Origin of the sequence: Qipengyuania pacifica (genome assembly GCF_019711555.1) — a bacterium.
GTDB lineage: Bacteria > Pseudomonadota > Alphaproteobacteria > Sphingomonadales > Sphingomonadaceae > Qipengyuania > Qipengyuania pacifica.
Genome location: NZ_JAIGNQ010000002.1, coordinates 207,419 through 231,916 on the forward strand (window position 1 = coordinate 207,419; position 24,498 = coordinate 231,916).

General features: G+C 62.2%; 17 protein-coding genes and 1 riboswitch. Of the genes, 12 read left to right on the forward strand and 5 right to left on the reverse strand.

Annotation, left to right across the window (positions count from 1 at the left end; translation table 11 throughout):
• Positions 1 to 6 precede the first annotated feature (6 nt).
• Positions 7 to 2,934, reverse strand: a complete 2,928-nt coding sequence (gene uvrA / locus K3177_RS06210) for an excinuclease ABC subunit UvrA (RefSeq protein ID WP_221597596.1) — start codon at positions 2,932 to 2,934, stop codon at positions 7 to 9.
• A gap of 504 nt (positions 2,935 to 3,438) precedes the next feature.
• Here uvrA and K3177_RS06215 point away from each other — a divergent pair.
• The 7 genes from K3177_RS06215 (at position 3,439) to K3177_RS06245 (ending at position 13,853) form a co-directional block, all read left to right on the forward strand.
• A complete protein-coding gene (locus K3177_RS06215) occupies positions 3,439 to 5,622 on the forward strand; it encodes a YadA family autotransporter adhesin (RefSeq protein WP_221597597.1) in 2,184 nt (727 codons plus the stop codon).
• A gap of 223 nt (positions 5,623 to 5,845) precedes the next feature.
• Positions 5,846 to 7,894 carry a M13 family metallopeptidase gene (locus tag K3177_RS06220; protein WP_196846384.1) on the forward strand — a complete coding sequence of 683 codons (2,049 nt, stop codon included), beginning with the start codon at positions 5,846 to 5,848 and terminating at the stop codon, positions 7,892 to 7,894.
• Positions 7,895 to 7,986: 92 nt separating this feature from the next.
• Positions 7,987 to 9,165, forward strand: a complete 1,179-nt coding sequence (locus K3177_RS06225) for a GGDEF domain-containing protein (protein WP_221597598.1) — start codon at positions 7,987 to 7,989, stop codon at positions 9,163 to 9,165.
• Between the two features lie 170 nt (positions 9,166 to 9,335).
• Positions 9,336 to 10,259 (forward strand): lysozyme, encoded by a 924-nt coding sequence (locus tag K3177_RS06230; RefSeq protein WP_247714315.1) that lies wholly within the window; start codon positions 9,336 to 9,338, stop codon positions 10,257 to 10,259.
• 50 nt (positions 10,260 to 10,309) lie between these two features.
• Entirely contained in the window at positions 10,310 to 10,855 is a 546-nt protein-coding gene (gene thpR, locus K3177_RS06235; protein WP_221597599.1) for an RNA 2',3'-cyclic phosphodiesterase, read from the forward strand.
• Complete coding sequence (locus K3177_RS06240) at positions 10,852 to 11,481, forward strand: hypothetical protein (RefSeq protein ID WP_221597600.1); 630 nt, start codon at positions 10,852 to 10,854, stop codon at positions 11,479 to 11,481. The genes thpR and K3177_RS06240 overlap by 4 nt, the downstream gene beginning before the upstream one ends.
• A gap of 212 nt (positions 11,482 to 11,693) precedes the next feature.
• Positions 11,694 to 13,853: a M3 family metallopeptidase gene (locus K3177_RS06245; protein WP_420493669.1), complete on the forward strand. Its 2,160-nt coding sequence runs from the start codon at positions 11,694 to 11,696 to the stop codon at positions 13,851 to 13,853.
• On the opposite strand, the gene K3177_RS06250 is transcribed toward K3177_RS06245, so the two are convergent.
• From K3177_RS06250 to K3177_RS06265, 4 genes are read right to left on the reverse strand one after another with little or no spacing between them, the layout of a single operon-like run.
• A complete protein-coding gene (locus K3177_RS06250; RefSeq protein WP_345725365.1) occupies positions 13,854 to 14,582 on the reverse strand; it encodes an ABC transporter ATP-binding protein in 729 nt (242 codons plus the stop codon). It abuts the gene before it with no gap.
• On the reverse strand, positions 14,579 to 15,532 hold the full coding sequence (locus K3177_RS06255) for a FecCD family ABC transporter permease (protein ID WP_221597602.1): 954 nt from the start codon (positions 15,530 to 15,532) through the stop codon (positions 14,579 to 14,581). The genes K3177_RS06250 and K3177_RS06255 overlap by 4 nt, the downstream gene beginning before the upstream one ends.
• Positions 15,529 to 16,344, reverse strand: a complete 816-nt coding sequence (locus K3177_RS06260; RefSeq protein WP_345725366.1) for a helical backbone metal receptor — start codon at positions 16,342 to 16,344, stop codon at positions 15,529 to 15,531. The genes K3177_RS06255 and K3177_RS06260 overlap by 4 nt, the downstream gene beginning before the upstream one ends.
• Complete coding sequence (locus K3177_RS06265; protein WP_345725367.1) at positions 16,341 to 18,257, reverse strand: TonB-dependent receptor plug domain-containing protein; 1,917 nt, start codon at positions 18,255 to 18,257, stop codon at positions 16,341 to 16,343. Before K3177_RS06265 ends, K3177_RS06260 begins: the two co-directional genes overlap by 4 nt.
• Before the next feature lie 91 nt (positions 18,258 to 18,348).
• A riboswitch (cobalamin riboswitch) is annotated at positions 18,349 to 18,534 on the reverse strand.
• Positions 18,535 to 18,691: 157 nt separating this feature from the next.
• Here K3177_RS06265 and K3177_RS06270 point away from each other — a divergent pair.
• From K3177_RS06270 to sucD, 5 genes are all read left to right on the forward strand, one after another.
• Positions 18,692 to 19,771, forward strand: a complete 1,080-nt coding sequence (locus K3177_RS06270) for a cell wall hydrolase (protein ID WP_247714316.1) — start codon at positions 18,692 to 18,694, stop codon at positions 19,769 to 19,771.
• A 122-nt stretch (positions 19,772 to 19,893) separates the two neighbouring features.
• Positions 19,894 to 20,247, forward strand: a complete 354-nt coding sequence (locus K3177_RS06275; RefSeq protein WP_221597605.1) for a hypothetical protein — start codon at positions 19,894 to 19,896, stop codon at positions 20,245 to 20,247.
• Between the two features lie 90 nt (positions 20,248 to 20,337).
• Positions 20,338 to 22,281: a putative bifunctional diguanylate cyclase/phosphodiesterase gene (locus K3177_RS06280; protein WP_247714317.1), complete on the forward strand. Its 1,944-nt coding sequence runs from the start codon at positions 20,338 to 20,340 to the stop codon at positions 22,279 to 22,281.
• 266 nt (positions 22,282 to 22,547) lie between these two features.
• Positions 22,548 to 23,510, forward strand: coding sequence for a malate dehydrogenase (gene mdh / locus K3177_RS06285; protein WP_221597607.1), 963 nt, complete (start codon positions 22,548 to 22,550; stop codon positions 23,508 to 23,510).
• A 32-nt stretch (positions 23,511 to 23,542) separates the two neighbouring features.
• The gene (gene sucD, locus K3177_RS06290; RefSeq protein WP_103023228.1) at positions 23,543 to 24,433 is read left to right on the forward strand and encodes a succinate--CoA ligase subunit alpha; all 891 of its coding nucleotides are present in this window, start codon (positions 23,543 to 23,545) and stop codon (positions 24,431 to 24,433) included.
• Positions 24,434 to 24,498: the final 65 nt, after the last annotated feature.

Sequence of the window (24,498 nt, forward strand, 5' to 3'; positions counted from 1 at the left end):
GGGCCCCTATGCCGCCGCTTCCTTCTGCCGTTCGAGCATGGGCGCGAGATAGGCGCCGGTGAAGGAGCCTTCGACCCGGGCGACGTCCTCGGGCGTGCCCTGCGCAACGACCTCCCCGCCCCGCACGCCGCCGCCGGGGCCGAGATCGAGGATGTGGTCGGCGGTCTTGATGACATCGAGATTGTGTTCGATCACCACGACCGAATTGCCCTGATCGACCAGCCGGTGCAGCACTTCGAGCAGCTTGCGCACGTCTTCGAAATGGAGGCCGGTGGTCGGCTCGTCGAGGATGTAGAGCGTCTGCCCGGTGCTGCGCTTGGCGAGTTCCTTGGCAAGTTTGACGCGCTGCGCCTCGCCCCCGGACAGCGTGGTCGCCTGCTGGCCGACCTTGACGTAGCCGAGGCCGACCTCGTTCAGCATCGCCATCTTGTCGCGGATGGGGGGGACGGCCTTGAAGAAGGTTTCCGCATCCTCGATCGTCATGTCGAGCACGTCGGCGATGGAGTGGCCCTTGAACTTCACCTCCAGCGTTTCGCGGTTGTAGCGCTTGCCGCCGCATTCCTCGCAGGTGACGTAGACGTCGGGGAGGAAGTGCATCTCGATCTTGATGAGGCCGTCGCCCTGGCATGCCTCGCAGCGGCCGCCCTTGACGTTGAAGCTGAAGCGGCCGGGCTTGTAGCCGCGAGCCTGGCTTTCGGGGAGGCCCGCGAACCAGTCGCGGATCTGGGTGAAGGCGCCGGTGTAGGTGGCGGGGTTGGAACGCGGGGTGCGGCCGATGGGCGACTGGTCGATCTCGATCACCTTGTCGCAATAATCGAGGCCGGTGACCTTGTCGTGCGCACCGGCGACCACGCGCGCGCCGTTGAGATGGCGCGCGGCAGACGCATAGAGCGTGTCGATGGTGAAGGACGACTTGCCCGAACCCGACACGCCGGTGACGCAGGTGAAGGTGCCGAGCGGCAGCGACGCGGTGACGTTGTTGAGGTTGTTCGCCCGCGCGCCGTGGACGGTGAGCTTGTGCCCGTTGCCCTTGCGCCGCTTGGCCGGGACGGCAATCTCGCGCCGGCCGGTGAGATAGGCGGCGGTGAGCGATTTCTTCGACTTGAGCACCTGTTTCAGCGTGCCTTCGGCCACCACCTCGCCCCCGTGGACGCCGGCGCCGGGGCCGAGATCGACCACGTAATCGGCGGCGCGGATCGCGTCCTCGTCATGTTCCACCACGATGACTGTGTTGCCGAGATCGCGCAGGCGCTTCAGCGTTTCCAGCAGCCGGTCGTTGTCGCGCTGGTGGAGGCCGATGGAGGGCTCGTCCAGCACGTAGAGCACGCCCGACAGGCCCGAGCCGATCTGCGATGCGAGGCGGATGCGCTGGCTTTCCCCGCCGCTCAACGTCCCGCTGGTCCGGTCGAGGTTGAGATAGTCGAGCCCGACATTGTCGAGGAAGCCCAGCCGCTCGTTGATTTCCTTGAGGATGGCATGCGCGATCTGCGCCTGCGTTTCGGAAAGCTGGCCAGGCAGCGCGAGGAACCAGCCCTTGGCATCGGCCACGCTCATCTTGGTGGGGGTGGCGATATCGGTCGGGCCGTCGGGGCCCGGGACCTTCACCGCCAGCGCCTTTTCATTGAGGCGCTTGCCGCCGCAGGTCTCGCACGGCTGCGCGGTCTGGAACTTGGCCAGCTCCTCGCGCATCCAGGCGCTTTCGGTCTGCAGCATGCGGCGATTGAGATTGCCGATCACGCCTTCGAAGGGCTTCTTGACCGTGTAGCTCTTGCGCCCGTCCTTGAAGGTGAGCGGGATGGCGCGGCCCTTGGTACCGTAAAGGATGATGTCGCGGATTTCCTTGTCGAACTCCTCCCACGGGGTGGTGAGATCGAATTCGAATTCCTTCGCGAGGCTGGCCAGCACCTGCATGTAATAGGGTGACGGCGGATTGCTCTTGGCCCAAGGCACGACCGCGCCCTTCTTGAGGCTGAGCGCTTCATTGGGCACGACCAGTTGCGGGTCGAACAGCTGCTTTTCGCCGATCCCGTCGCAGGTCGGACAGGCCCCCTGCGGCGCGTTGAACGAGAACAGGCGCGGTTCGACCTCCTCGATGGTGAAGCCGGATACCGGGCAGGAGAAGCGTTCGGAAAAGACGATGCGGTTGGCAGGCAGGCCCGCCCCCTTCATCGCCCCGCCCGCTTCGCCTTCATCCTCGCGCCCCGGCACGACACCATCGGCGAGATCGACATAGGCGAGGCCATCGGCAAGCTTGAGCGCCTGTTCGAAACTGTCGGCGAGCCGCGTCTCGATCCCTTCTTTCACGGCGAGGCGATCGACGACCACTTCGATGTCGTGCTTGAACTTCTTGTCGAGCGCGGGCGCTTCCTCGATCCCGTACATCTCGCCGTCGATCCGCACGCGGGTGAAGCCGGCCTTCTGCCATTCAGCCAGTTCCTTGCGGTATTCACCCTTGCGACCGCGCACGACGGGCGCGAGCAGGTAAAGCCGCGTGCCATCGGGCAGCGCCATCACGCGATCCACCATGTTGGACACGGTCTGCGCCTCGATCGGCAGGCCGGTCGTGGGCGAATAGGGCACACCGACGCGCGCCCACAGCAGACGCATGTAATCGTAGATCTCGGTCACGGTCGCCACGGTGGAGCGCGGGTTGCGGCTGGTGGTCTTCTGTTCGATCGAGATGGCTGGCGACAGCCCGTCGATATGTTCGACATCGGGCTTCTGCATCATTTCGAGGAACTGACGCGCATAGGCGGACAGGCTTTCGACATAGCGGCGCTGCCCTTCGGCATAGATCGTGTCGAAGGCCAGGCTCGACTTGCCCGACCCGGAAAGCCCGGTGATGACGATCAGGCTGTCGCGAGGCAGATCGATATCGACGCCCTTGAGATTGTGTTCACGCGCGCCGCGGACCGAGATTTTGGTGAGTGCCATGAAAAGGAGAGTGTTCCCGTTGTGTTCGAAATTACGTGGTATCCGTGAGGACGCGTTATCGCAACCTTTCCACGTTTGCCTGCCACATGGGAACGAACGATCGAAAACGCCAGTGGGCCCCTTCGACCCGAAAAACCATTGCCGCGACAAAGATTTGGCGCGGAGGCCGATAGAGACCCCCGTATTAGCCCCTAGTCCGGCGCATCGAGCAAAAAGTTCATTAACTGGTAATCATAAAGATAACCAATCGGTTAACCCGATCTGCGAACGCGTTCGATAAGGGATTGGTAAGGATACTTCCTAGGGTATCGGCGATTCGGTCCGAAGACCAAATTAAGATTATCAAACAGATGTTTACGCCCGTTCCTAAATGGGAGAACATCAATGGTTAGAAGCAAAATCGTTAACATGGCGACTGCAACTTCCTTAGCCGCCTTATCTTTCGTAGTCCCCCAAACACCGGTTTACGCGCAGACACAGCCTGTTGTGGATGTTTGTACGGGCTTGAGCCTGAACGAATCCGATCTGACAGCTCTGTTGGGAGAGGTGAACACCGGTATCGTTACGCCATTACAAACGAACTTGAATGGATTGTTAGGTCCACTGAGCACTTTGCTGCTGCCGGGTTTGCCAAGTCCCCTCAACATAAACGTTGGTGACATCGTCGGCAACGCCGTTGCCGGCAACCCGATCAGCGTCGATGTGCTGAACAGCAACAACACGATCGTCGGTCCGGGAGAATGCAATGTCACGGTCGATGGCCTTACCCTCAACAATCCCGCCGGTATCGGCATCGGCGGCAACCAGATCACCGGCCTTGGCGAAGGTGAGGTTGCCAGTGCGGGAACAGCGGATTCGATAGCATTCGGCAACGGTGCCACCACTGGCCTGACGGCGACCGGCGCGATTGCGCTGGGGACCGACGCCGAAGTGACTGCCGTCAATGGCATGGCTCTTGGTACCGGCTCGACCGTGAGCGCCACCAATTCGGTTGCCTTGGGTACAGGGTCGCTGGCGGATCGCATCAACAGCGTTTCCGTCGGCGCCTTGGGTGCGGAACGGCAGATCACAAACGTTCTGGATGGTACGGCCGACACCGATGCTGCCACCGTAGGCCAGGTCAATGCATCGATCGCCGCCGCAGTGGGCGACACGGTCACATACGATAGCGCTGCCCATACAGCGATTACACTCGATGGGGTCGGAGGAACCACCATAACCGGCCTGGCTGCCGGCACATTGGATGCGACATCCACCGATGCCGTAAACGGGTCGCAGCTTTTCGCAACGAACCAGAACGTCACGGCAAATGCCGATGATATCGATGCGATCGACACGCGCGTAACTGCAAACGAGGGCGACATTGCTGCCCTGCAGGATACGTCCGTGATGTACACCGACGCCACCCAGACCGAGATTGCACTGGGCGGTACCGGCGGAACGACCATTTCCAACGTGGCCGGGGGCGAGTTGAGCGGGACGTCCACAGAGGCGGTGAACGGTTCGCAATTGTTCGCCACCAATCAGGCCGTCGATGCACTGGACGGGAGGGTGACGCAGAACGAAACCGACATCGCCCAGAACCGGACCGACATCAACAACCTGCAGACGAGTGTCGGACAGATCCAAGTGACGGTGGACGGCTTCGACGACCGCATCACGCAGAACGAAACCGACATCGTCAATCTCGACAATCGCGTAACGACGAACGAAGGCGACATCGCCAATCTCGATGGTCGGGTTACCGTCAACGAGGGCGACATTGCCAATCTCGATGGCCGGGTTACCGTCAACGAGGGTGACATCGCCAATCTGGACACACGCGTTACTGTCAATGAAGGGGATATCGACAATCTCGACGACCGGGTCACGGTGAACGAGGGCGATATCGTCACTCTCGATACGCGAGTGACCGTCAATGAAACGGATATCGACCAGATCCAGGCGGACCTTGCCAATGTTCCGGTTGGCTATGTGGCGACGGCCGATACATCGACCCGCAGCAGCACGCCGACGAATACGGTTGCCTTCTTCGGTGCCGATGACGGTCCGGTGCAGGTCACCAATGTCGCCGCTGGGACGCTGTCCGCGACGTCGACCGATGCCGTGAACGGTTCGCAGCTCTTTGCCACGAACCAGAACGTTCAGCAGAACACGGACGATATCCAGACCATCAACAACAATCTGGCAGGCAGCACGATCGTGGCGGTTCAGTACTCGAACCCCGACAATCCGACGGCCAGCAACGGCGGGACCATCACCAACGATGTCACGCTGATCGGCAGGGATGCGTCTGCCCCGGTGGCGCTGCATAATGTCGCCGATGCGACTGCGGCAACCGATGCCGTCAATCTGCGCCAGATGGAGGCCGGACTTACCGGCGTGCTGACGGACTCCATGAACTACACCGACATGCGAGTGGCACAGATCGGCTTCGATCTGGCTGAACTGCGCGACGATGCTTTCTCCGGCACGGCTTCGGCCATGGCGATGGCTTCGATCCCGCAGGCCCTGGAACCCGGCAGGATGATGGTCGGCGGCGGTGTCGGCTACTATCGCGGCGAGGCTTCGTTCGGCTTTGGCCTGTCGTCTGCCTTCGCCGACGGCAAGGCCGTCCTGAAAGTCAGCGGCACCATGGGTGCCAATGGCAAGGGCGGTGTGGCTGCGGGAGCCGGTTTCTCCTTCTAAACTGTTCTCCCAGACGGGCTCTGCCCGTCAACCAAGAAGGCCGCGGGACAGTGTTCCGCGGCCTTCACCTGTGCCGAGACGTGCCCTTTGCCGAGGCGACCGGATCGCGAGGGCACGGGCGTGTCTTTCGCCGATGCGCGTCGGCCGCTTGCCGATTAGCCCGATGCCGGCAAAGCCACCGATCCTATATAAAGGCGTATTCGATCAACGGGGACTCAAAGCCATGTATCGCAAACTCCAAACTCTGTCCGCAGCCTCGGCACTGGCGATCGGCCTTGCCCTCGCCGCTCCTGCCTTTGCCGACGAAACCGCGTCCGACGAGAACACCATCGTCGTGACCGGCCAGGCCAAGATCGGCGATTACGGCATCGATCTGACAGCGCGCGATCTGACGGCCGACCCCGGCGACGATTTCGAACGCTATGCGTCCGGCGCGTGGATGGACCGAACGGAAATTCCCGCTGACCGCCCCTCTGTCGGATCGTTCTACAATCTGCGCGAAGATGTAACCGAAGAAGTGAACGGCCTCGTCACGGACGCACCGGCAGGTTCGCAATATGGCGCGCTCTATACCAGTTTCATGGATGAAAAGGCGATCGAAAAGGCAGGCATCGCCCCGCTGAAGCGCGAGCTGGCGCAGGTGGATGCGATTTCGAACAAGGCAGAATTCGCCCGTTACATGGGCTCGACCTATGGCAAGTTCGGCGGTTCGCTGTTCGGGGCGGGTCCCTATGCCGATCCCGACGATCCGACCATGAACACGCTGTGGCTGTCCTCCGGCGGGCTCGGCCTGCCGGAGAAAGAGTATTATTTCGACGAGAAGTTCGCGCCGCAGCGCGGGGCCTATCTCGATTACCTCGAGCGCACGTTCCGGAATATCGGCCAGCCCGACCCGCGCGAGGCGGCCAGCCGCGTGATGACGTTCGAGACCTATGTTGCCGAGCTCAACTGGGATGCGGAACAGAAGCGCCAGATCGAGAAGATCAACAATCCCATGTCGGGAACGCAGCTGGCCAGTTATGCACCCGGGGTGGACTGGAATGCATTCTTCCAGGGCAACAACATCCCGCCGCAGGATCGCATCATCGTAACCGATAACACGGCGGTGAAAGCCATTGCGGCGCTGTATGCCAGTACCGATCTGGACACCCTCAAGCTGTGGGAAAAAGCGCATATCGCCGATCAGGCATCGCCGTTCCTCAACAAGAAAATGGTCGACAGCCGATTCCAGTTCACGAGCGCGCTGAACGGGACGAGCGAACAGCGTGCCCGCTGGAAGCGCGCGGTGGACACCATCGACGGTTCGCTGGGCGAGCAGGTGGGCAAGGCTTACGTCGCCGAATATTTCCCCAAGATCGCCAAGACGCGCATGGACGAACTGGTCGCCAATCTGAAGCTGGCCATGGGCGATCGCATTCGCGGCAACGAATGGATGAGCCCCGACACCAAGCAGGCCGCGCTGGACAAGCTGGAGCGGATGGACGTGATGGTCGGCTATCCGGAGAAATTCCGCGACTATTCGCAGCTGCCGATGTCGCCTGACGATCTGTATGGAAACATGGTCGCCGCGACGAAATTCAATGCCGATTACGCGATGAGCGATCTTGGCAAACCGGTCGATCGCAAGAAGTGGGGCATGAACCCGCAGACCGTGAACGCCTATAATGGCGGGCTGGAAAACAAGATGGTGTTCCCCGCGGGGATCCTGCAGCCGCCGTTCTTCGATGCCTATGCCGACCCGGCCGTCAATTATGGCGCGATCGGGGTGGTGATCGGCCACGAAATCAGCCACGGTTTCGACGATCAGGGCCGCAAGATCGATGCCAGCGGGGCGATCAAGGACTGGTGGACCGCGGGCGATGCCAAGCGGTTCGAAGCGGAGGCCAAGAAGTTCGGCGACCAATACGCCAAGTTCGAAGTGGTCCCCGGCAGTTTCATCAATCCCGACCTGACGATGGGCGAAAACATCGCCGACCTTGCCGGCGTGCTGGTGGCCTACGATGCCTACAAGAAGGCTTTGAACGGCCAGGAAGCACCCGTGATCGACGGACTGACCGGCGATCAGCGCTTCTTCCTCGCCTATGCGCAGGTGTGGCGGGCCAAGGCGCGTGAGGATTCGCTGCGCAACCAGGTAGCGACCGACCCGCACAGCCCGTCGCGCTATCGCACCATCGCTCCGCTGCGTAACGTGGACGCCTGGTACGAAGCGTTCAACATCACGCCGGATGACGAGATGTATATCGCGCCGGAAGATCGCGCGCGCATCTGGTGATCCGGGATAAAGTGAATTTTGCGAGCAGGAACGTTAACGATTGGACGGTATTTTCCCAAGACCCGGCGTGAGAGGGTGTAGGGAAACAGCCATTGCGAAACGATCTGGACACTGACGGCAGAGGTGCCGGCGCCTTTACGCGCATCCCGATCGATTCCTACGAAGTCGATCGGGAAGCGGTTATCGCAATGCTCGATCGCGAGCGGCGTTCGCTTTCGTCCAGCCTGATCGGCCTGAGCATGCTGGCGCTGGGTGTCGCCGTGCTGCCCAACCCGGCCGCCATGGCGCTGTTGCTGGCATTGCGGCTGGCGTCGTTCCTGTTCACCCGCAATGCGACGGCGAGACTGGATGTGCGCGTTAGGGCGCGCCAGCCGATCAAGACCATGCAGCGCATCGTGTTCGGCGCCATGGCGTTGACCGGTGTCACGCTGGCGCTGATGTTATGGCCGCAACCGGCCGGGGCATCCATCGCGGCCGTGGCGCTGATACAGGTCGTGGTGGTTGTGACGATTACGTTGATCGCAGTCACGCTCGCCGCCCTGCCCGCAGCGCGCGACGGGATGCTCGTCAGTTTCTGGGCGACGGCGAGCGCGCTCATCCTGTTTCACCCCGCGAACAGCGACCCGGCGATGATCGGGGTGGTAACCCTGGCCGTCGTCGGCATCCGCCTCTACAGTTCGAGCGCGGGGCAGCATCTGCGCAGTTCCGCGCGCATGCTCGTCGAGAACCGGCGTTTGTCCGAAGACCTTGCCGCTGCGCTGTCCAGCGCCGAATTCCTCAGCTGGCGCGATCCGCTGACCGGACTGTTCAACCGCCGCAAGCTGTTCGAGGAAACGCATACCGAGGGCGGCGCGCATTCGCGCCATCTCCTGACGATCGACCTCGACCGTTTCAAGGCGATCAACGACACCTTCGGGCATGCCGTTGGTGACGAAGTGCTGATAGCCGCCGCGGATACGATCCGCGACTGGGCTGCCACTCTGGAGGGTAAGGGTGAGCACCTTGCATTCAGGCTTGGCGGCGAGGAATTTCTGGTCATCGCCCGCGGGGTTACCGATACGGCCATCGCCGAGGGGGCAGATGATCTGCGGATGATGATCGCCAAGCTGGAAGACCGGTTCAGCGAGCGTCCCGGCATCCGCATCTCCGCCTCGATCGGCCTGTCGCCCTGGCTGTTTGGCGAGAGCATCGATGATGCGCTCATGCGCGCCGACCTAGCGTGTTACGAAGCGAAGCGCACGGGCAGAAACAGGGTCCGCCGGGCTGCCTGATCGGCACGGCGCGGCCCGGACGGGGCTGCGCAGCGACGAACCGTGGACCGATTGGGCCCCATGAACCGTTCTAAAGACAAGACAGACAGCGCACGGCATTTCCCGCGCCCCTAACGGCGGCTCATGAGATGTCGTGCCAGAGCAGATAGAGACCGAAAGGTGCCCGCCTTATGGACAAGGACACCGCTCCACACCCGCAGGGAAGCGATAAACGATCAAGCAGTACGCGGCGCAATACCCAGACGAATGCCAGGCTCGAAGCCATCCTGACCGACTTCAACCGTCCGCTGGACGACATAGATTGGTCTCGCGCGCCATCGCGCTCAGGAAACAACGGAAAATCGAAAGGGATTTTCGAAAGACTGAACCGGCAGCGTCGGCATCGCCGCGATCTTCGCCGTGCGCGCCGCGCAGCCTATCAAGCTTTCCATATCAAACCCAAGCTTTCCGCACGCAGACGCGCCACCCTGATGCTCGGCGCGGGCGCGTTGGGGCTAACGGCGTTCACCGGCCCGCCCAAAGCGCGCAAGGCCTTCGGCATCGACGAAGACATGCAGCGAGTTGTTGATGACGTTGCGGGTGTACGCAAGCCAGCGGCGTTGATGAAAGCGAGCGGCACGTTCAAGCAGGCGTTGATCGAGGAAGAAGGCGTACGATACACCGTCTACCGTGACGTGGCCGGATATCCGACCGTAGGGGTCGGTCATCTGATCCTTCCCGAAGACGATCTGCAGGTCGGTGATCGCGTCGACGAGGCGCAGGTTTTGCAATTCTTGGAACACGATCTGGCGAAGGCAGAACAAGGCGTGCGTCTGCTGGTCGGCGACCTGCCGCTTCACCAGCATGAATTCGATGCCCTGCTCGATCTGGTGTACAATGTCGGCCTGGGGAATGTATCTGAAAACGAAAGCCCGCGGCTTAACACGGCAATCGAAAGCCGCGATTACGAGGCGATCGCTGCGGAACTGGACTATACGCACGCCGGCGGAAAATTCGCCCGCGGTCTGCAATTTCGCAGCGAGCGCCGGGCCAAGATTTTCATGAAGGGCCGCTATGGGGATCCGCGCCAGAACGACGCCCCCTATTCGACCTGACCAATCGTCCAGCGGTCCCAGATTTTACCGTCCAGTCACAGTTTTCTAGCATGTCTCACCGCCTCTTCGTCGGCATTCGTCCACCGCCAGAGATACGTGACGCCCTGATCGATCTGATGGAGGGCGTAGACGATGTGCGCTGGCAGGATGACGAGCAGCTTCATCTCACGCTACGCTATATCGGAGAGGTTGATACCCATCTGGCTGAGGACCTGGCCCGCCAGCTTCAGGCAATCGAGCTACCTACCCTCGACCTGACGATTTCAGGCACGGGAGTCTTTGTGCGCAAGGGCCGGGTTCACACCCTTTGGGCTGGCGTGGAGATTTCACCCGAACTGAAGCGCCTTCGCCAGAAAATCGATCGTATTTGCGTATCGGCCGGCGTGGAACCGGACCATCGCAAGTATCATCCGCACATCACGCTGGCGCGGGTCAATCGCTCTTCAGGTCCACCGGAACCGTTTCTCGAACGAAACGCCAGCTTGCGACTTGGCCCTTGGAGAGCCGATTCCTATACGCTCTTCGAAAGCACCCTGCACCGCCACGGTTCGATCTACGAACCGATCCTCATCTACGCCCTCAGAACGCCATCATGAACCGCCTCTATCTCTCCCCCCTGCTACTCGCCGTGACGACGGCATGGGCGTGCGTGCCCGATGGCGACGGTGATACGGAAACACCGGTCGACATCGTCGCCAAGGGTGAGGCTGCCCCCGGCGACTGCCTGTTGTTAGTATGGTCGAGCCAGAAAGAACGGAATCCCCAGTTCGATCGCGATCATGACTTTGTCGAAGGTGGCGCGATATCCTGCGCCACCGGCACCAGTGCCAGCCAGTTCGACGTGGCGATATCGACGCTGCGCGATGCCGCAAGAAGCGGCGATAAGGCACGCCTGCTGCGCGAAGTCGGCCTGCCGTTGCTCTATATCGATGGCGACGGAAAAAGACGGGAGATCAAGGATCGCACCGAAGTGGAGGCCGTGTTCGACGAGATATTCGACCCGGCCATGATCGAGGTGCTCCAGAAGCTCGATCTTTCGCGCATGAGTGTGGCAAAGGACCAGGGCGGTTTCTTCGAACTGGGTGCAATCTGGCTGGTCGTCGACCGTGACGGAGGCCGCCCGCGTCTCATGACCGTGAACCGCCAGGCACTGGACGAAGCACTGGATACCGCGCGGGAGCGCGCCGACAGGAACCAGGGCGAGCCCGTCCCGTTCGACTAACGTATGAGATGCGCCGACCGGCGACGTGTGCATGCTTGCGTGCGCGCTACAGGCAGGCCAATCGCGCATATCATTATCGCATTCCTGCGCCCGGGTTCCGCGTGGCGCACAATCATGAGGGGAACAACATGAAGGCCCACATCCTGGCCACCGTTGCAGCATCCGCACTTCTTGGCGCTTGCGCCACCACTCCGGGCGGAGAAATCGAAACTATGGCAAATGCCAACACCGCGGTCGCAAACATACCGCAGGGAACCGGATATTTCGCGTCCGACAGCACCCTGCCGTTCCACGCGCCCGATTTCAGCAAGATTTCCGAAGACGATTACATCCCCGCGTTCGAGCAGGGAATGGCGATCCACAAGGCTGAAATCGATGCCATCATCAACAACCCCGAAGCGCCGACATTCTCCAACACGATCGTTGCGCTCGAAAAGTCGGGCCGGATGCTGGGCCGCGTCGCCACCGTCTTCTTCGCCCTGACCGGATCGAACACGACCGACCGGCTGGACGAAATCAATACCGAGATCAGCCCCAAGCTGACCGCACATTCCGATTCCATCACGCTCAACCCCGAGCTCTTCGCCCGGGTGAAAGCCGTGTATGACAATCGCGCCGCAATGGCGATGACGCGCGAAGACGCCAAGCTGCTCGAAGATACCTATGAAGGCATGGTTCACGCCGGCGCTCTGCTGACCGACGCACAGCGTGCCCGCGTTAAGGAAATCAATTCCGAACTGTCCGAAATCACGACCGAATTCGGCCAGGAAGCACGCGCAGCCATGGCCGATCAGCCGGTCATCTTCGATACACGCGAAGAACTGGCCGGCCTTTCGGAATCCGACATCAAGTCGGCCGCCGATTTTGCCACCGAAAAGGGCCATCCCGGGAAATATGCGATTGCGCTGCAGAACACCACGCAGCAGCCGCTGTTGCCGAATATGACCAATCGCGCCGCGCGCGAGAAGCTGTTCATGGCTTCCTATCACCGTGCAGACGGCACCACCGACATCGATACCCGTCCGCTGGTGGCCAAGATTGCAGCGCTGCGCGCCGAAAAGGCATCGCTGTTCGGCGAACCCGACTGGGCAACCTATGCCATGTGGGATCGCATGGCCGAAAAGCCTGCCACGGCGCTTGGCTTCATGGAACGCATGGTTCCCGCCCTCGCCGCAACGCAGCGGCGCGAAGCAGCCATGCTGGATGAAGCGATCAAGGCCGATGGCGGCAATTTCGAAGTGAAGCCGTGGGACTGGTATCGCTACGCCAACAAAGTGAAGGCAGCTCGCTACGACCTCGATGAAGACGCGATGACCGAGTATTTCCAGCTCGACAAGGTGCTGGAAGACGGCGTGTTCTATGCCGCGAACAAGCTTTATGGCCTGTCCTTCGAACGCCGCACGGACCTGCCGGTTTATCACCCCGATGTGTGGACCTACACCGTGTTCGACCGCGATGGCAGCGAACTGGGCATCTTCTACTTCGACCCGTTCCAACGCCCGTCGAAGCGCGGCGGCGCCTGGATGAGCAACTTCGTCGACCAGAGCAAGCTGTGGAACACCAAGCCGGTGATCTACAACGTGCTGAACATTCCGAAGGCGCCAGCGGGCGAAGTCCAGCTGGTCAGCTTCGACAATGTGAACACCATGTTCCATGAATTCGGCCACGCTCTGCACGGCTTCTTCGCCAACCAGACCTATCCCAGCCTGTCCGGCACCGCCGTGGCGCGTGACTTCGTTGAATATCCGAGCCAGGTAAACGAGGTTTGGGCGACCTACCCCGAAGTGCTGTCCAACTATGCCAAGCACTATCGCACGGGCGAGCCGATCCCCTCCGAAATGATCACCAAGATCGAAGCGGCGGCGAAGTTCAACCAGGGTTACGACTTCGGTGAAACCGTGGAAGCGGCATTGCTCGACATGAAGTGGGCGGCCCTGTCGAAGGAACAGGCCGAAGCGATCAACACGCCAGCCAAGGTGACCGAATTCGAACGCAAGTCGCTCGAAGAACTCGGACTTGAAATCGACCTGGTTCCGCCCCGCTACCGTTCGACCTATTTCAACCACATCTTCAGCGGTCCGGCCGGCTATTCGGCAGGCTATTACAGCTATCTGTGGACGGAAATGCTCGACCGCGACAGCCGCAAGTGGTTCATGGAAAACGGCGGTCTTACCCGCGCGAATGGCGACCACTATCGCGAAACCGTGCTGAGCACTGGCGGCACGATGGATTACTTCGAAATGTTCCGGAACTTTGCCGGACGCGATCCGGACGTCACGCCGATGCTTGAAGCGCGGGGCCTTGTCCCGGGCGACGAAGCTGCGGACAGCGAAGTATCGGACGGCGCGCTGCCGGCAGATACAGCCGGATAATCAGCCGCTGATCAACGCCCGGTGGTTCGGTTCGCCGATCCACCGGACGGGAACTTTCCAGACGCGCTCGATCACTCGTGGGTCGAGCGCGTCTTCGCATCTGCCATCGGCGGCAAGTTCGCCGGCATCAAGCACGACCACCCGGTCGGCGTGGTTCATTGCGTGCGCCAGATCGTGCAGGACAAGAACGACACCCGCCCCCTTGTCGGCAGCATCACGAAGATGGCGCAGCAAGGTGAGTTGGTGGGCGATGTCGAGCGCAGCCAGCGGCTCGTCGGCAAGGATCCATTGCGGTTCGCCCGCCAGGACACGGGCCAGCAACACGCGGGCCGTTTCGCCGCCCGACAGCGATTGCGCCCGGCGATGCGAAAGCTGTGCGATGTCGAGCGCGTCCAGAGCAGCATCGACCGGCCCGGACAGGCGATCGCCATGCGGCATGCGCCCGAGTTCGACCAGGCTGCGCACTGGAACATCCCAGGCAATCTCATGCGCTTGGGGGAGATAGCCGATACACTTTGCTCGGTCCCGTGGTGGCTTTGTGGAAGCATCCACCCCGTCGAAGGCCACCATTCCACCATCGGGCACCAGCAAGCCTGCAAGCGCCTCGAGCAAGGTCGATTTACCCGCACCATTCGGCCCGCAGATCGCAGTGATCGATCCCGGCGCAAGTTCGAGCGAGATGCGGGACAGACGCTTGTCGACGGAGACTTCCCGTGCCGCAAGCATCATGCCAGCCCCCTGCGCATGCGCAGCAGCAACCAGAGAAAGAACGGAGCGCCAAGGAGGCTCAAGGCGATGCCCAGACGCAGTTCCGTCACCAGTGGCAATATGCGTACGACGCTATCCGCGACAAGCACCAGCAGGGACCCGGCCAATGCGCTCGGCACGATGAGCTGTGAAGGCCGGCTATCGGTGAAGGGCCGAACGAGATGGGGCACGATCAGGCCGACGAAGCCGATGATACCGGCCACCGCGACGCCTGCGCCGACCGTCAGCCCTATGCCCACGATCAGCAGCCAGAGCAGCCGTGCGGGTTCGACCCCAAGGGACCGGGCGACAGGTTCCCCCAGCGTGAGCGCATCCAGCGATTTCCCGCTCCGCCAGAGCAGAAGCACGCCCAGCGCCACGAGTGGGGTGGCCAGCCACACTTCGCGCCAGCTCCGGTCGGTCAGCGCGCCGTTCAGCCACATCACGATCTCGCTCATGGCGAAAGCATTGGGCGCCATGCTGATCGCAAGCGCCGTCAATGCGCCGGCGAGGCTCGCAACCATCAACCCGGCGAGCGTGAACAGCGCGATCCCGCCCGTGCGTCCGGCAATCGCCGCAAGCAACGCCATCGCCCCGCCCGCCCCGATCAAGGCGAATGCGGGAAGCAGCCACGGCGAAGCGGCATAGCCGAACCAAAGCGCGGCCACGGCACCCAGCGCCGCGCCCGGAGCGATCCCGAAAAGACCGGGGTCGGCCAGCGGATTGCGCAGATACCCCTGCATGGCTGCCCCGCCCGCTCCCAATCCCGCGCCGACGACCACGGCCAGCAGGGCGCGCGGCAGACGCAGCTCTGCAAGGATGAGCGCGGCGTTGGGCGTGCTGGCCGGATCGAGCCAGACCCGCCCGGCCAGCAGCGAAAGCGGAAGCGCAACGATGAGCAACCCGCCGAAGATCAAAGTCGCGCGGTTCACCATGCTGTGCTCCGTATCTCCGCCAGTCGACGAGCGGCACGGATGATCGTCGGACCGCCGCAGTAAAGCAGGCTGGTATCGAAGCGTTCGCGCCGCATATCCGGCAGCCGGTCCAGCACCGGATGCTGCTGGCCAAGGTCGCCGCCTGCAACTAGCAACACCTGCGGCGGCGCGGCTACCACATCCTCGAGCGCCACATAGTCGGCCTGGGACAGCCCGCGGGCCGGCGCACCGTTCGTGAAGCCGGTGCGGGCAAGCAAGTCGCTCACCAGCGATTGCTCGCCCGCGACAATTCCGCCGGGCTGCCACAGGAGAACGTCGACGGCGCGCCCGTCCGGCGCCTCCGCTTCGGTGAGCGCCGCTTCGATCCGTTCTATCAGGCGCTGCCCCGCTCGCGGATCGCCGGCCAGAGAAGCCAGTCTCCGGATCTGCTCCTCGCTCGAGGCGACATCACTGGCGATGCCGAACGTCACGACCTGCATGCCCAGATCTTCCAGCGCGGCGCGCGTTGCGGGTGCAATAAAGCTTCCCGCCACCACTACATCGGGATCGAGCGCGAGAACCTCCTCGACCGTGCCGCCGGTAGCCCGGTATCGCGACGCCTGCTCCGCCGGCATCGAGCTCGATCGCGGATCCTTGCTGTAATGGGATATCGCCAGCAATTGTCCCGGCGCCGTTACATCGGCAAGGATCGCATCGGTGCAGGGGTTCAGGCTGACGATGGTCGGCCGCGCCCCAGCCGTCGGCGCATCGGCCCCGCCCTGCGCACATGCGGCAAGGAGCAGAACCGATGCGGCGAGCAACGGTTTCACATCTTCGCCCTGATCCCGCCGAAGACGCTGCGGCCAGCCGTCCCATATCCCGCAACCGTCTGGTAATCGGTGTCGAACACGTTCTCGACGCGGCCGAACAGTTCCAGATGGTCGCCCAGGCCGAAGGATGCCCGCACATCGAGCAGCTCGTATCCTTCGAGGCGAACCGTGTTGGAGGCATTATCCCAGCTTGCACCGACAAGGCGCAGATCCGCCCCGAGGCCGAGACCGAAATCGCTGATCCAGTCGCCGTAAATGGTACCGAAATGCTTGGGTCGCCGCGCCAGGTCGAGATCGGTCGTACGATCTTCCGCATCGACATAGGAATATATGCCGGCAAGGCGAAGACCGGGTGCAAGATCGAAGCCTGCCTCCGCTTCGATGCCCTGCGCGCGGGCGCGGGCGGTGTTCAGGTACACGCCGGAAGGTCTTTCAGGCGTAACGCCGAACCCGATCAGATTGTCGCTGTCGCGGCGGAAGCCCGTCAGCGCGAGGTGCAGACCTGAGCCCCGCTGCCCTTTCTCGACGCCCAGATCGTAGCTGGTGCTTTCTTCGGGTTCGAGCTCCGTATTCCCGTAGAACGAGAGCAACTGGTACAGTGTCGGTGCCTTGAAACCTTCGCCCACGCTACCGCGCACGCGCCAGTCATCGCCAAAGCCGTAACTCACGTCGCCGCCGAAGCTTACATGCGTGCCGAACTGTTCGTGATCGTCCACGCGCGCACCGCCATGGACGGCCAGACGGCCCATCACCCAGCCAAGCTGCGCATAGGCGCCGCTGATTTCGGTTTCGGCGGCCGTGTCGAAGCTCGTTTCGAACTCGGTCCATTCATGATCGCCGCCGAAAGCCAGCGAGAGACCGCCCAGCAAACGGTATTCTCCGCGCAGCGAGATGCGATCGGAGCGGCCGTCGCTGGCGAAAGTCTCCGCCCCGGAACCATCGCGATTGGCGCGCTTGGTATCGGACAGGCTGTACGCAGCGCGCAGGGTCAGGTCGTTGCCGTAATAGGCAAGGCCGACATCGCCCCAGTAACGCGTAGTCTTTTGCGTATCGTCGGTATCGGCGAGGACGAAGTCGGGTGCGGGAAAGCCATCGATCTCGACGTCGCCTTCCGCAAAGTTACCATGCGCGAACAGCTCGAGGCTGGGGGTCAGATTGAGGAAGGCGCTGGAGCCGATAGCGAATTGCTTCGATCCATCGGCTTCCGTGCCCGATGCGGCTGCGGAAAATCCGTCGGTCTCGAACCATGACCCGGTCAGGCCGATAAAGGCGTTGTCATTGCCTGCTCCGGCGGCGGCGCTGGCAAACAGCGTGTCGCGCGAGCCGTACTCGACGCTGGCAGTCATGCCGCGCTCGGCCCGCGTCGAGATGTCGATCACCCCGCCCACGGCTTCCGATCCCCAGATCGTGCTGTTCGATCCGCGCAGAACATCGATCTTGCCGGCCGTGCCGAGCAGCAGATTGCCGAAATCGAAGCCGCCCGAAGGGCTCGCCTGGTCGGCCACGCGCACGCCGTCGACCAGTACCAGAAGCTGGTCGGGATTGGCGCCGCGCACGTTCACGCTGGTTACCGTACCGACACCCCCGCTACGCGACAGCGACAGACCGGGAACGCGCGCAAGTGCGCGTGCCGGATCGGCACCCTGAATGGTTTCGATCTCTTCCTGTCCGATGACGGTGACCGACTGGCCGGTATTGCGCAGATCGGTGCCGAGGCCGTTGGCCGTGACCGTGATGATCGCCTCGGCCGGGGCCGAGCTGCGATAGCTGCCCACAGTCGCTTGCTGATCGCCAGCCTCGTTTGCCTCGTCCTGGGCGGCGATGATTTCCTCGAGCGCCTGCTCGCTGGCAGTCTGCGCATACGCTGCACCAGGCACTGCCGAAGCGGAAATCAAAAGCAGATATTTATACACGTATCCTCCTGTCATGAACGAAATGCCGCCCATGACGGGAGGGAGCCGAAACGCTCCATCCACGTTTGCTACAGGTACACCCCGCCCTGCAGCCGAACGACGGTCATGGGCAGGTCTCCTGGCTCCCGGATCAGCGGCCCTGTTCCGCCTTCCCGCTTTCGCAGTGGCATATGGAGCGGACCTCCCCGGTCACAGTTGCGGGAGCAGCGAGGGGCTTGCACCCTCTTCCCTCTTCGGGCCTGCGCAAAACAGGCCAACCCGTGACTCGCGGCGCCGACTACTGCGCAATGTGTCGTTGCACAAGACGCAACTTCATTAAGTTTTGCTGTTATAGGGCGCCATCGAATCCCGTCCCGTTGCGGGATGGCGATCGCACACATCTGTCGGCCTTCCGGGGTATCGGCTATGGGCAGTTCCTGAAAGAAGGACGCAGTTTGAGCGGATTGGAAGCGTTGGCCGGGGACAAGGACCGTGCGCTGCACGTCGCCTCGCCGCGCGCCCAGCGCCGGGCCGCCAGACTGCAGGATCGCCGTAAACTGGCGACCCGCCTCGGTATTCTTGGCGCTGCCATCGCTCTTCCGACCGTGGCTGCGCAAGGCGAATGGTCCGATTTCAGAAGCGCGATTGGCCTGGGCGACGAACGCGTACCCTTGACGCCCATGCCGTTCGAAACGGCTGGCGAAAGCTTTCCTGGATCGGCCTTCTATTACCTCGAAGATGCCCCGCGCCTTGCCACAGATATCGCCGACCTTCGCAAGAGCGAAGGGACGCTTGAAACCGTCGAATTTGCACAAAGTCATGGCGCGGGTGCAGCGGCACAGGCATTTCGCCAGACGGGCAACGGTATCGACAAGGCGCGCGCATTGCAGTGCCTTTCCATGGCCGTGTACTACGAAGCCGCCAGCGAAAGCCTGTCGGGCCAACAAGCGGTGGCGCAAGTGGTCCTGAACCGGGTTGCACATCCCGCCTATCCCGCCAGCATCTGCGGTGTGGTGTTTCAGGGGTCGGAACGCAAGACGGGCTGCCAGTTCAGCTTCACCTGCGACGGATCACTGGCGCGCACCCCTTCCCGCCGGGGGTGGGCGGTGGCCCAATCCGTAGCGCTGGGTGCCTTGGCGGGCGAGGTTTACAAGCCCGTCGGCCTGGCCACACATTACCACACCAATTACGTGAACCCCTATTGGGCCGCCAGCCTCGACTATATCGGTGCCATCGGCGCGCATCGTTTCTATCGCTGGAAAGGCGGGGCCGGAACCGCCGGTGCCTTTACCGACGACTATGCCGGCGCGGAGCCGCTTGCCGCCCCCAACGTTCGGCGCGCGGAAGCGGACGTCCCCGGCCCTGTACAGCCTACCCCTCCGTCCAATGCCGCTATCGGTATCAGTGCCGAACCGGATGCGCCGGTTGGGGCGCCCGCCCCCGCACCTCCAGCCGACAAGCTCCCGCAATCCGGCAGGGTTCGCGAGGAGTATGCCAATTCAGGCAAATGGATCAACGAGCCCGGGAAGAAATAGGCTTGCGGGCCAACACGAAGGCAATCCTTTACGTCTCTACAACCATGCTGCGGAACCGAAGTTTAGCGTGCTTCGGCCATGAGGGGGGTCAACAGCCCAGCCCCCCCTGAGGAGACCATGGCATGCCGGTCCATTTCGCTGCCGCACGTTCCACCGCCCATTCGCCGATTGCCCGGGCACTGGCTCGCAAAGCGCACTCGCGCGCGGCGAACGACAATGCCGGAGCAGCGCAGATGGTCGCCACCGCTTCCCCTGTCGATGGCGTGATGCATGCAGCGCTGAAGCACTTTGCGAACCATGGCCTGAGCGCGGCGAAAGTTGCGGCGCAGCAGGCTGAACACGCCCATGCGGTCGACGACACCGAAAGTTACGACTGGTGGCTCGGCATCTGCCGAACGCTCGATCGCGGGCTGGCCAGACGCCTTGATGAGCAGCTTGCCATCAAGTCGTTGCTGGCGAGCATATCCCCCGTATAACTTCGGAAAATCCACGTATTACCGTTAACTGAAATATGATGGATTCGCCTTAAACGCTTTGCCATGGGTGAGCGAAGCGGGTCATTCGATTTGAAGCGGTACGTCGCCCACGCGTCGTCGACAGATCCGTTGAGCGAGAAAGCTCGCAACTCTCTCATTCGTTCTCTCTACGACCGGCGCACGGCTCTTGCAGTAGGCGCCCTGAACTGCACCATCTCGAGCACGGTCGTGGCTTATCTGTCCGGTAGCGCCCTCCTCTATTCTCTTGTCTTTCTGCTCAGCAGCATCGCCGTCCTGCGCATTGTCAACTCTCGTCACCTGGCGAAGCGCCCGGAAGAGATAAGTGCGGCCCAGCTTGAATTCGCTTACAAGTTCGGCGCGTTCGGCTTCAGCCTCATCCTCGGCACTGTGGCCGCGTCGGCCATCGCGCTCGACATCGATGCGATGGCGCAGGTCCTGATCATTTCGAATGCGCTGGGCTACGGCATAGGCATCTGCGCGCACAACGCCGCGCGTCCGGCCATAGCTCTGGGCCAGTTGACGCTGGTGTCGACACCTATCGTCATCGCGTCCATCGCCCATGGTTCGATCGCCGGGGCATGTCTTGCGATAACCATCGCTCTTCTCTTTCCCGCAATGTACTCGATCGTCACCTCCATCTTTCGCACCTTGCACGAATCCCTCGACGCAGCAGACCGCAGCGCAGCGCTGGCAGCGGAAATGGAAACCTTTGCCCTGACCGACACGGTAACCGGGCTTTCCAATCGTCTTGGGCTGGACCGCCTCTTGCCTGGCCTCATCTCGGCAGATGTTGACGGTCAGGCTGGTATTTTCTGGATCGACCTGGACAGGTTCAAGGAAGTCAACGACCTCAAAGGTCATCAAGCAGGTGATGAGGTTCTGCACACTATTGGCGCGCGGATCGCCGCGCTGGTCGGCGAAGACGGTATCGTCGCTCGCTTCGCCGGTGACGAGTTCGTCGTTGCCTGCCAGATAGCCGACCGCAACGCCGCGTCCGTCATGGCCAGCACGCTCCTGGGCGAGGTCATGCGCCCGCTGCAAGTCGATGGGGAACGCCTGGAAATGGGCGCATCGATCGGCATTGCCTTGATGCCGGACGATGGCGTGACACCAGATCAACTGATGCGCCATGCGGATATGGCGCTGTATGAAGCCAAAGTCGCCGGACGATCCCAAATTCGTTTCTTCACCCCTTCGATGACCAGGGACCTGACCCATCGCCGAAAGATCGAGACGGAACTTCGCCTTGCGCTCTCGCGGCATGAACTGTCCGTCTACTTTCAGCCGATCGTCGATCTGGATACGGGGCGCATTCGCTGTTTCGAAGCGCTGGCGCGCTGGTTCCACCCGACGAGGGGAGAAATTCCTCCCGATCAGTTCATCCCGGTTGCCGAAGAATGCGGCGCAATCGTAACTCTCGGCAACTGGCTCACTGGCGAAGCCGCGCGGGCGGCCGCAGCCTGGCCCGACGATATATCCGTCGCGGTCAATCTTTCGCCGATGCAGATCAAGGCTCCGGGCGCGGCTCTGGGTATTCTCAGCGCGATCAGAGATGCGGGCCTGTCGCCGGACCGTCTCGAGCTTGAAATTACTGAAAACGTGTTTCTGGAAGACAGCCCGAGCATCGGGATGTTCATCGAAGATCTTGCGCGTGCCGGAGTTCGGTTTGCGCTCGACGATTTCGGAACGGGTTACTCTTCGCTCAGCTATATAAATCAATGGCCGTTTTCGAAGATCAAGGTCGATCGCAGTTTCGTGTCGGGCGCACAGGCCGGTCGCAAGAGCGATGCAATCATCCGCGCAGTTTCGCAGATGGGCCGCACGCTCGGCATCGAAATCGTGGCCGAGGGCCTGGAAACCACCGAACAGGTCAAGGCTGTTCGGTTTGCGGGCTGTACACTTGGACAAGGGTATCACTTCAGCCGCGCCATTCCAGCGTATCAGGCGTCGCTGCTGCTGGCCGAAGACAGATCGTCACAAAACAACGATACGCGCAGTCGCGGAACGGCTTGACCAACTTCGCGAAAGAAGGGGATTATCGTTCTGAAATTAGCTTGCGCAACGAGCTGAGCCCACCAGCCTATTGCAATTGCGAACCATTTGCAAAGATAGTTTTCTGCGTGTGCCGTTTGCCGGTTGCATTCCCGTGTTGGCGCGCCTAGGTCGCTCTCGCAATCGACCGGTGCCATGCTTCCTTTGCGGGACACTTGATGCATGGCCCATTCATGGTCCGGGTAACATCGCTGTCCCGCATGGCAGGAACAAGGACGCTACCCCCAATGGCACGCAAGAAGATCGCCCTTATCGGCTCCGGCATGATCGGCGGCACGCTCGCCCACCTCGCCGCGAAGAAGGAAATGGGCGACATCGTCCTGTTCGACATCGCCGAAGGCATGCCGCAGGGCAAGGCGCTCGACCTGTCGCAGTGCGGCCCGATCGAGGGTTTCGACGCGAAGATCACCGGCACCAATGACTATGCCGACATCGCCGGTGCCGACGTGGTGATCGTCACCGCGGGCGTTCCGCGCAAGCCCGGCATGAGCCGCGACGACCTGCTCGGCATCAACCTCAAGGTGATGAAGTCGGTCGGCGAAGGCATCAAGAACAACTGCCCCGACGCCTTCGTGATCTGCATAACCAACCCGCTCGACGCGATGGTCTGGGCACTGCGCGAATTTTCCGGTCTGCCGCACAACAAGGTCGTCGGCATGGCCGGCGTGCTCGATAGCGCGCGCTTCGCCACCTTCCTGGCCTGGGAATTCGACGTTTCGGTGAAGGACGTGAACGCCTTCGTTCTGGGCGGCCACGGCGACACCATGGTGCCGGTCCTGTCCTATTCGACGATCAACGGCATTCCGGTGAAGGACATGGCCAAGATCAAGGGCGTGTCGGAAGACCGCCTGGACGAGATCGTCAAGCGCACCCGCGGCGGCGGCGGTGAAATCGTCGGCCTGCTCGGCAACGGCTCGGCCTATTACGCACCCGCAACCAGCGCGATCGCCATGGCCGAAGCCTATCTCGGCGACAGCAAGCGCATCCTGCCCTGCGCCAGCTACGTCGAAGGCAAGTACGGTCTCGACGGTCTTTACGTCGGCGTTCCCACCGTGATCGGTGCGGGCGGCACGGAAGACGTGATCGAAATCGAACTCGGCGATGAGGAAAAGAGCAACCTCAAGGTATCGACCGACGCGGTCGAAGAACTGCTGGAAGCCTGCAAAGGCCTGGACAGCTCGCTCGCCTGAACGGCGAAAAACACCGAACAGGAAAGACACACATGAGCATTCTCGTAGACAAGAACACCAAGGTCATCACCCAGGGGATGACCGGCGATACCGGCACTTTCCACACGCAGCAGGCGCTCGCCTATGGCACGCAGATGGTTGCGGGCGTGACCCCGGGTAAAGGTGGCACCACGCACATCGACCTGCCGGTCTTCAACAGCGTCGGCGAAGCCAAGGCCGCTACCGGCGCAACCGCATCCTGCATCTACGTGCCGCCGCCGTTTGCTGCGGACTCGATCCTCGAGGCAATCGATGCCGAGATGGAACTGATCGTCGCCATCACCGAAGGCATTCCCGTGCTCGACATGGTCCGCGTCAAGCGCGCTCTGCAGGGTTCGAAGTCGCGCCTGATCGGCCCGAACTGCCCCGGCGTCCTGACGCCCGGCGAATGCAAGATCGGCATCATGCCCGGCTCCATCTTCAAGAAGGGCAGCGTCGGCGTGGTCAGCCGCTCCGGCACGCTGACCTATGAAGCCGTCCACCAGACCACCATGGTCGGCCTCGGCCAGACCACTGCAGTCGGTATCGGCGGCGACCCGGTCAACGGCACCAACTTCATCGACGTGCTGGAACTCTTCCTCAAGGACGACGAGACCAAGTCGATCATCATGATCGGCGAAATCGGTGGCAGCGCCGAAGAAGAAGCCGCCGAATTCGTCGCGCACATGGCGAAGAAGGGCGTTGAAAAGCCCATGGTCGGCTTCATTGCCGGTCGCACGGCGCCTCCGGGCCGCCGCATGGGCCATGCCGGTGCCATCGTCTCGGGCGGCCAGGGCGGTGCGGAAGACAAGATCGCAGCGATGGAAAAGGCGGGCATCCGCGTTTCGCCCTCGCCCAGCGAACTCGGCACCACGCTCGACGCGCTGCTCAAGGAACTTGCCTGATACCCGGCGCGGGCCACCCTCCTCCCCGGGACCGTCCGCGCCGCTGAGGCATTGCCATTAGGAGC

Bases quoted from the DNA above. Each gene is read 5' to 3' on its own strand.
- mdh (WP_221597607.1), top strand. From the start codon at position 22,548: ATGGCACGCAAGAAGATCGCCCTTATCGGCTCCGGCATGATCGGCGGC.
- thpR (WP_221597599.1), top strand. From the start codon at position 10,310: ATGTCTCACCGCCTCTTCGTCGGCATTCGTCCACCGCCAGAGATACGT.
- uvrA (WP_221597596.1), bottom strand. From the start codon at position 2,934: ATGGCACTCACCAAAATCTCGGTCCGCGGCGCGCGTGAACACAATCTC.
- K3177_RS06230 (WP_247714315.1), top strand. From the start codon at position 9,336: ATGGACAAGGACACCGCTCCACACCCGCAGGGAAGCGATAAACGATCA.
- K3177_RS06275 (WP_221597605.1), top strand. From the start codon at position 19,894: ATGCCGGTCCATTTCGCTGCCGCACGTTCCACCGCCCATTCGCCGATT.
- K3177_RS06245 (WP_420493669.1), top strand. From the start codon at position 11,694: ATGGCAAATGCCAACACCGCGGTCGCAAACATACCGCAGGGAACCGGA.
- sucD (WP_103023228.1), top strand. From the start codon at position 23,543: ATGAGCATTCTCGTAGACAAGAACACCAAGGTCATCACCCAGGGGATG.
- K3177_RS06240 (WP_221597600.1), top strand. From the start codon at position 10,852: ATGAACCGCCTCTATCTCTCCCCCCTGCTACTCGCCGTGACGACGGCA.
- K3177_RS06220 (WP_196846384.1), top strand. From the start codon at position 5,846: ATGTATCGCAAACTCCAAACTCTGTCCGCAGCCTCGGCACTGGCGATC.
- K3177_RS06250 (WP_345725365.1), bottom strand. From the start codon at position 14,582: ATGATGCTTGCGGCACGGGAAGTCTCCGTCGACAAGCGTCTGTCCCGC.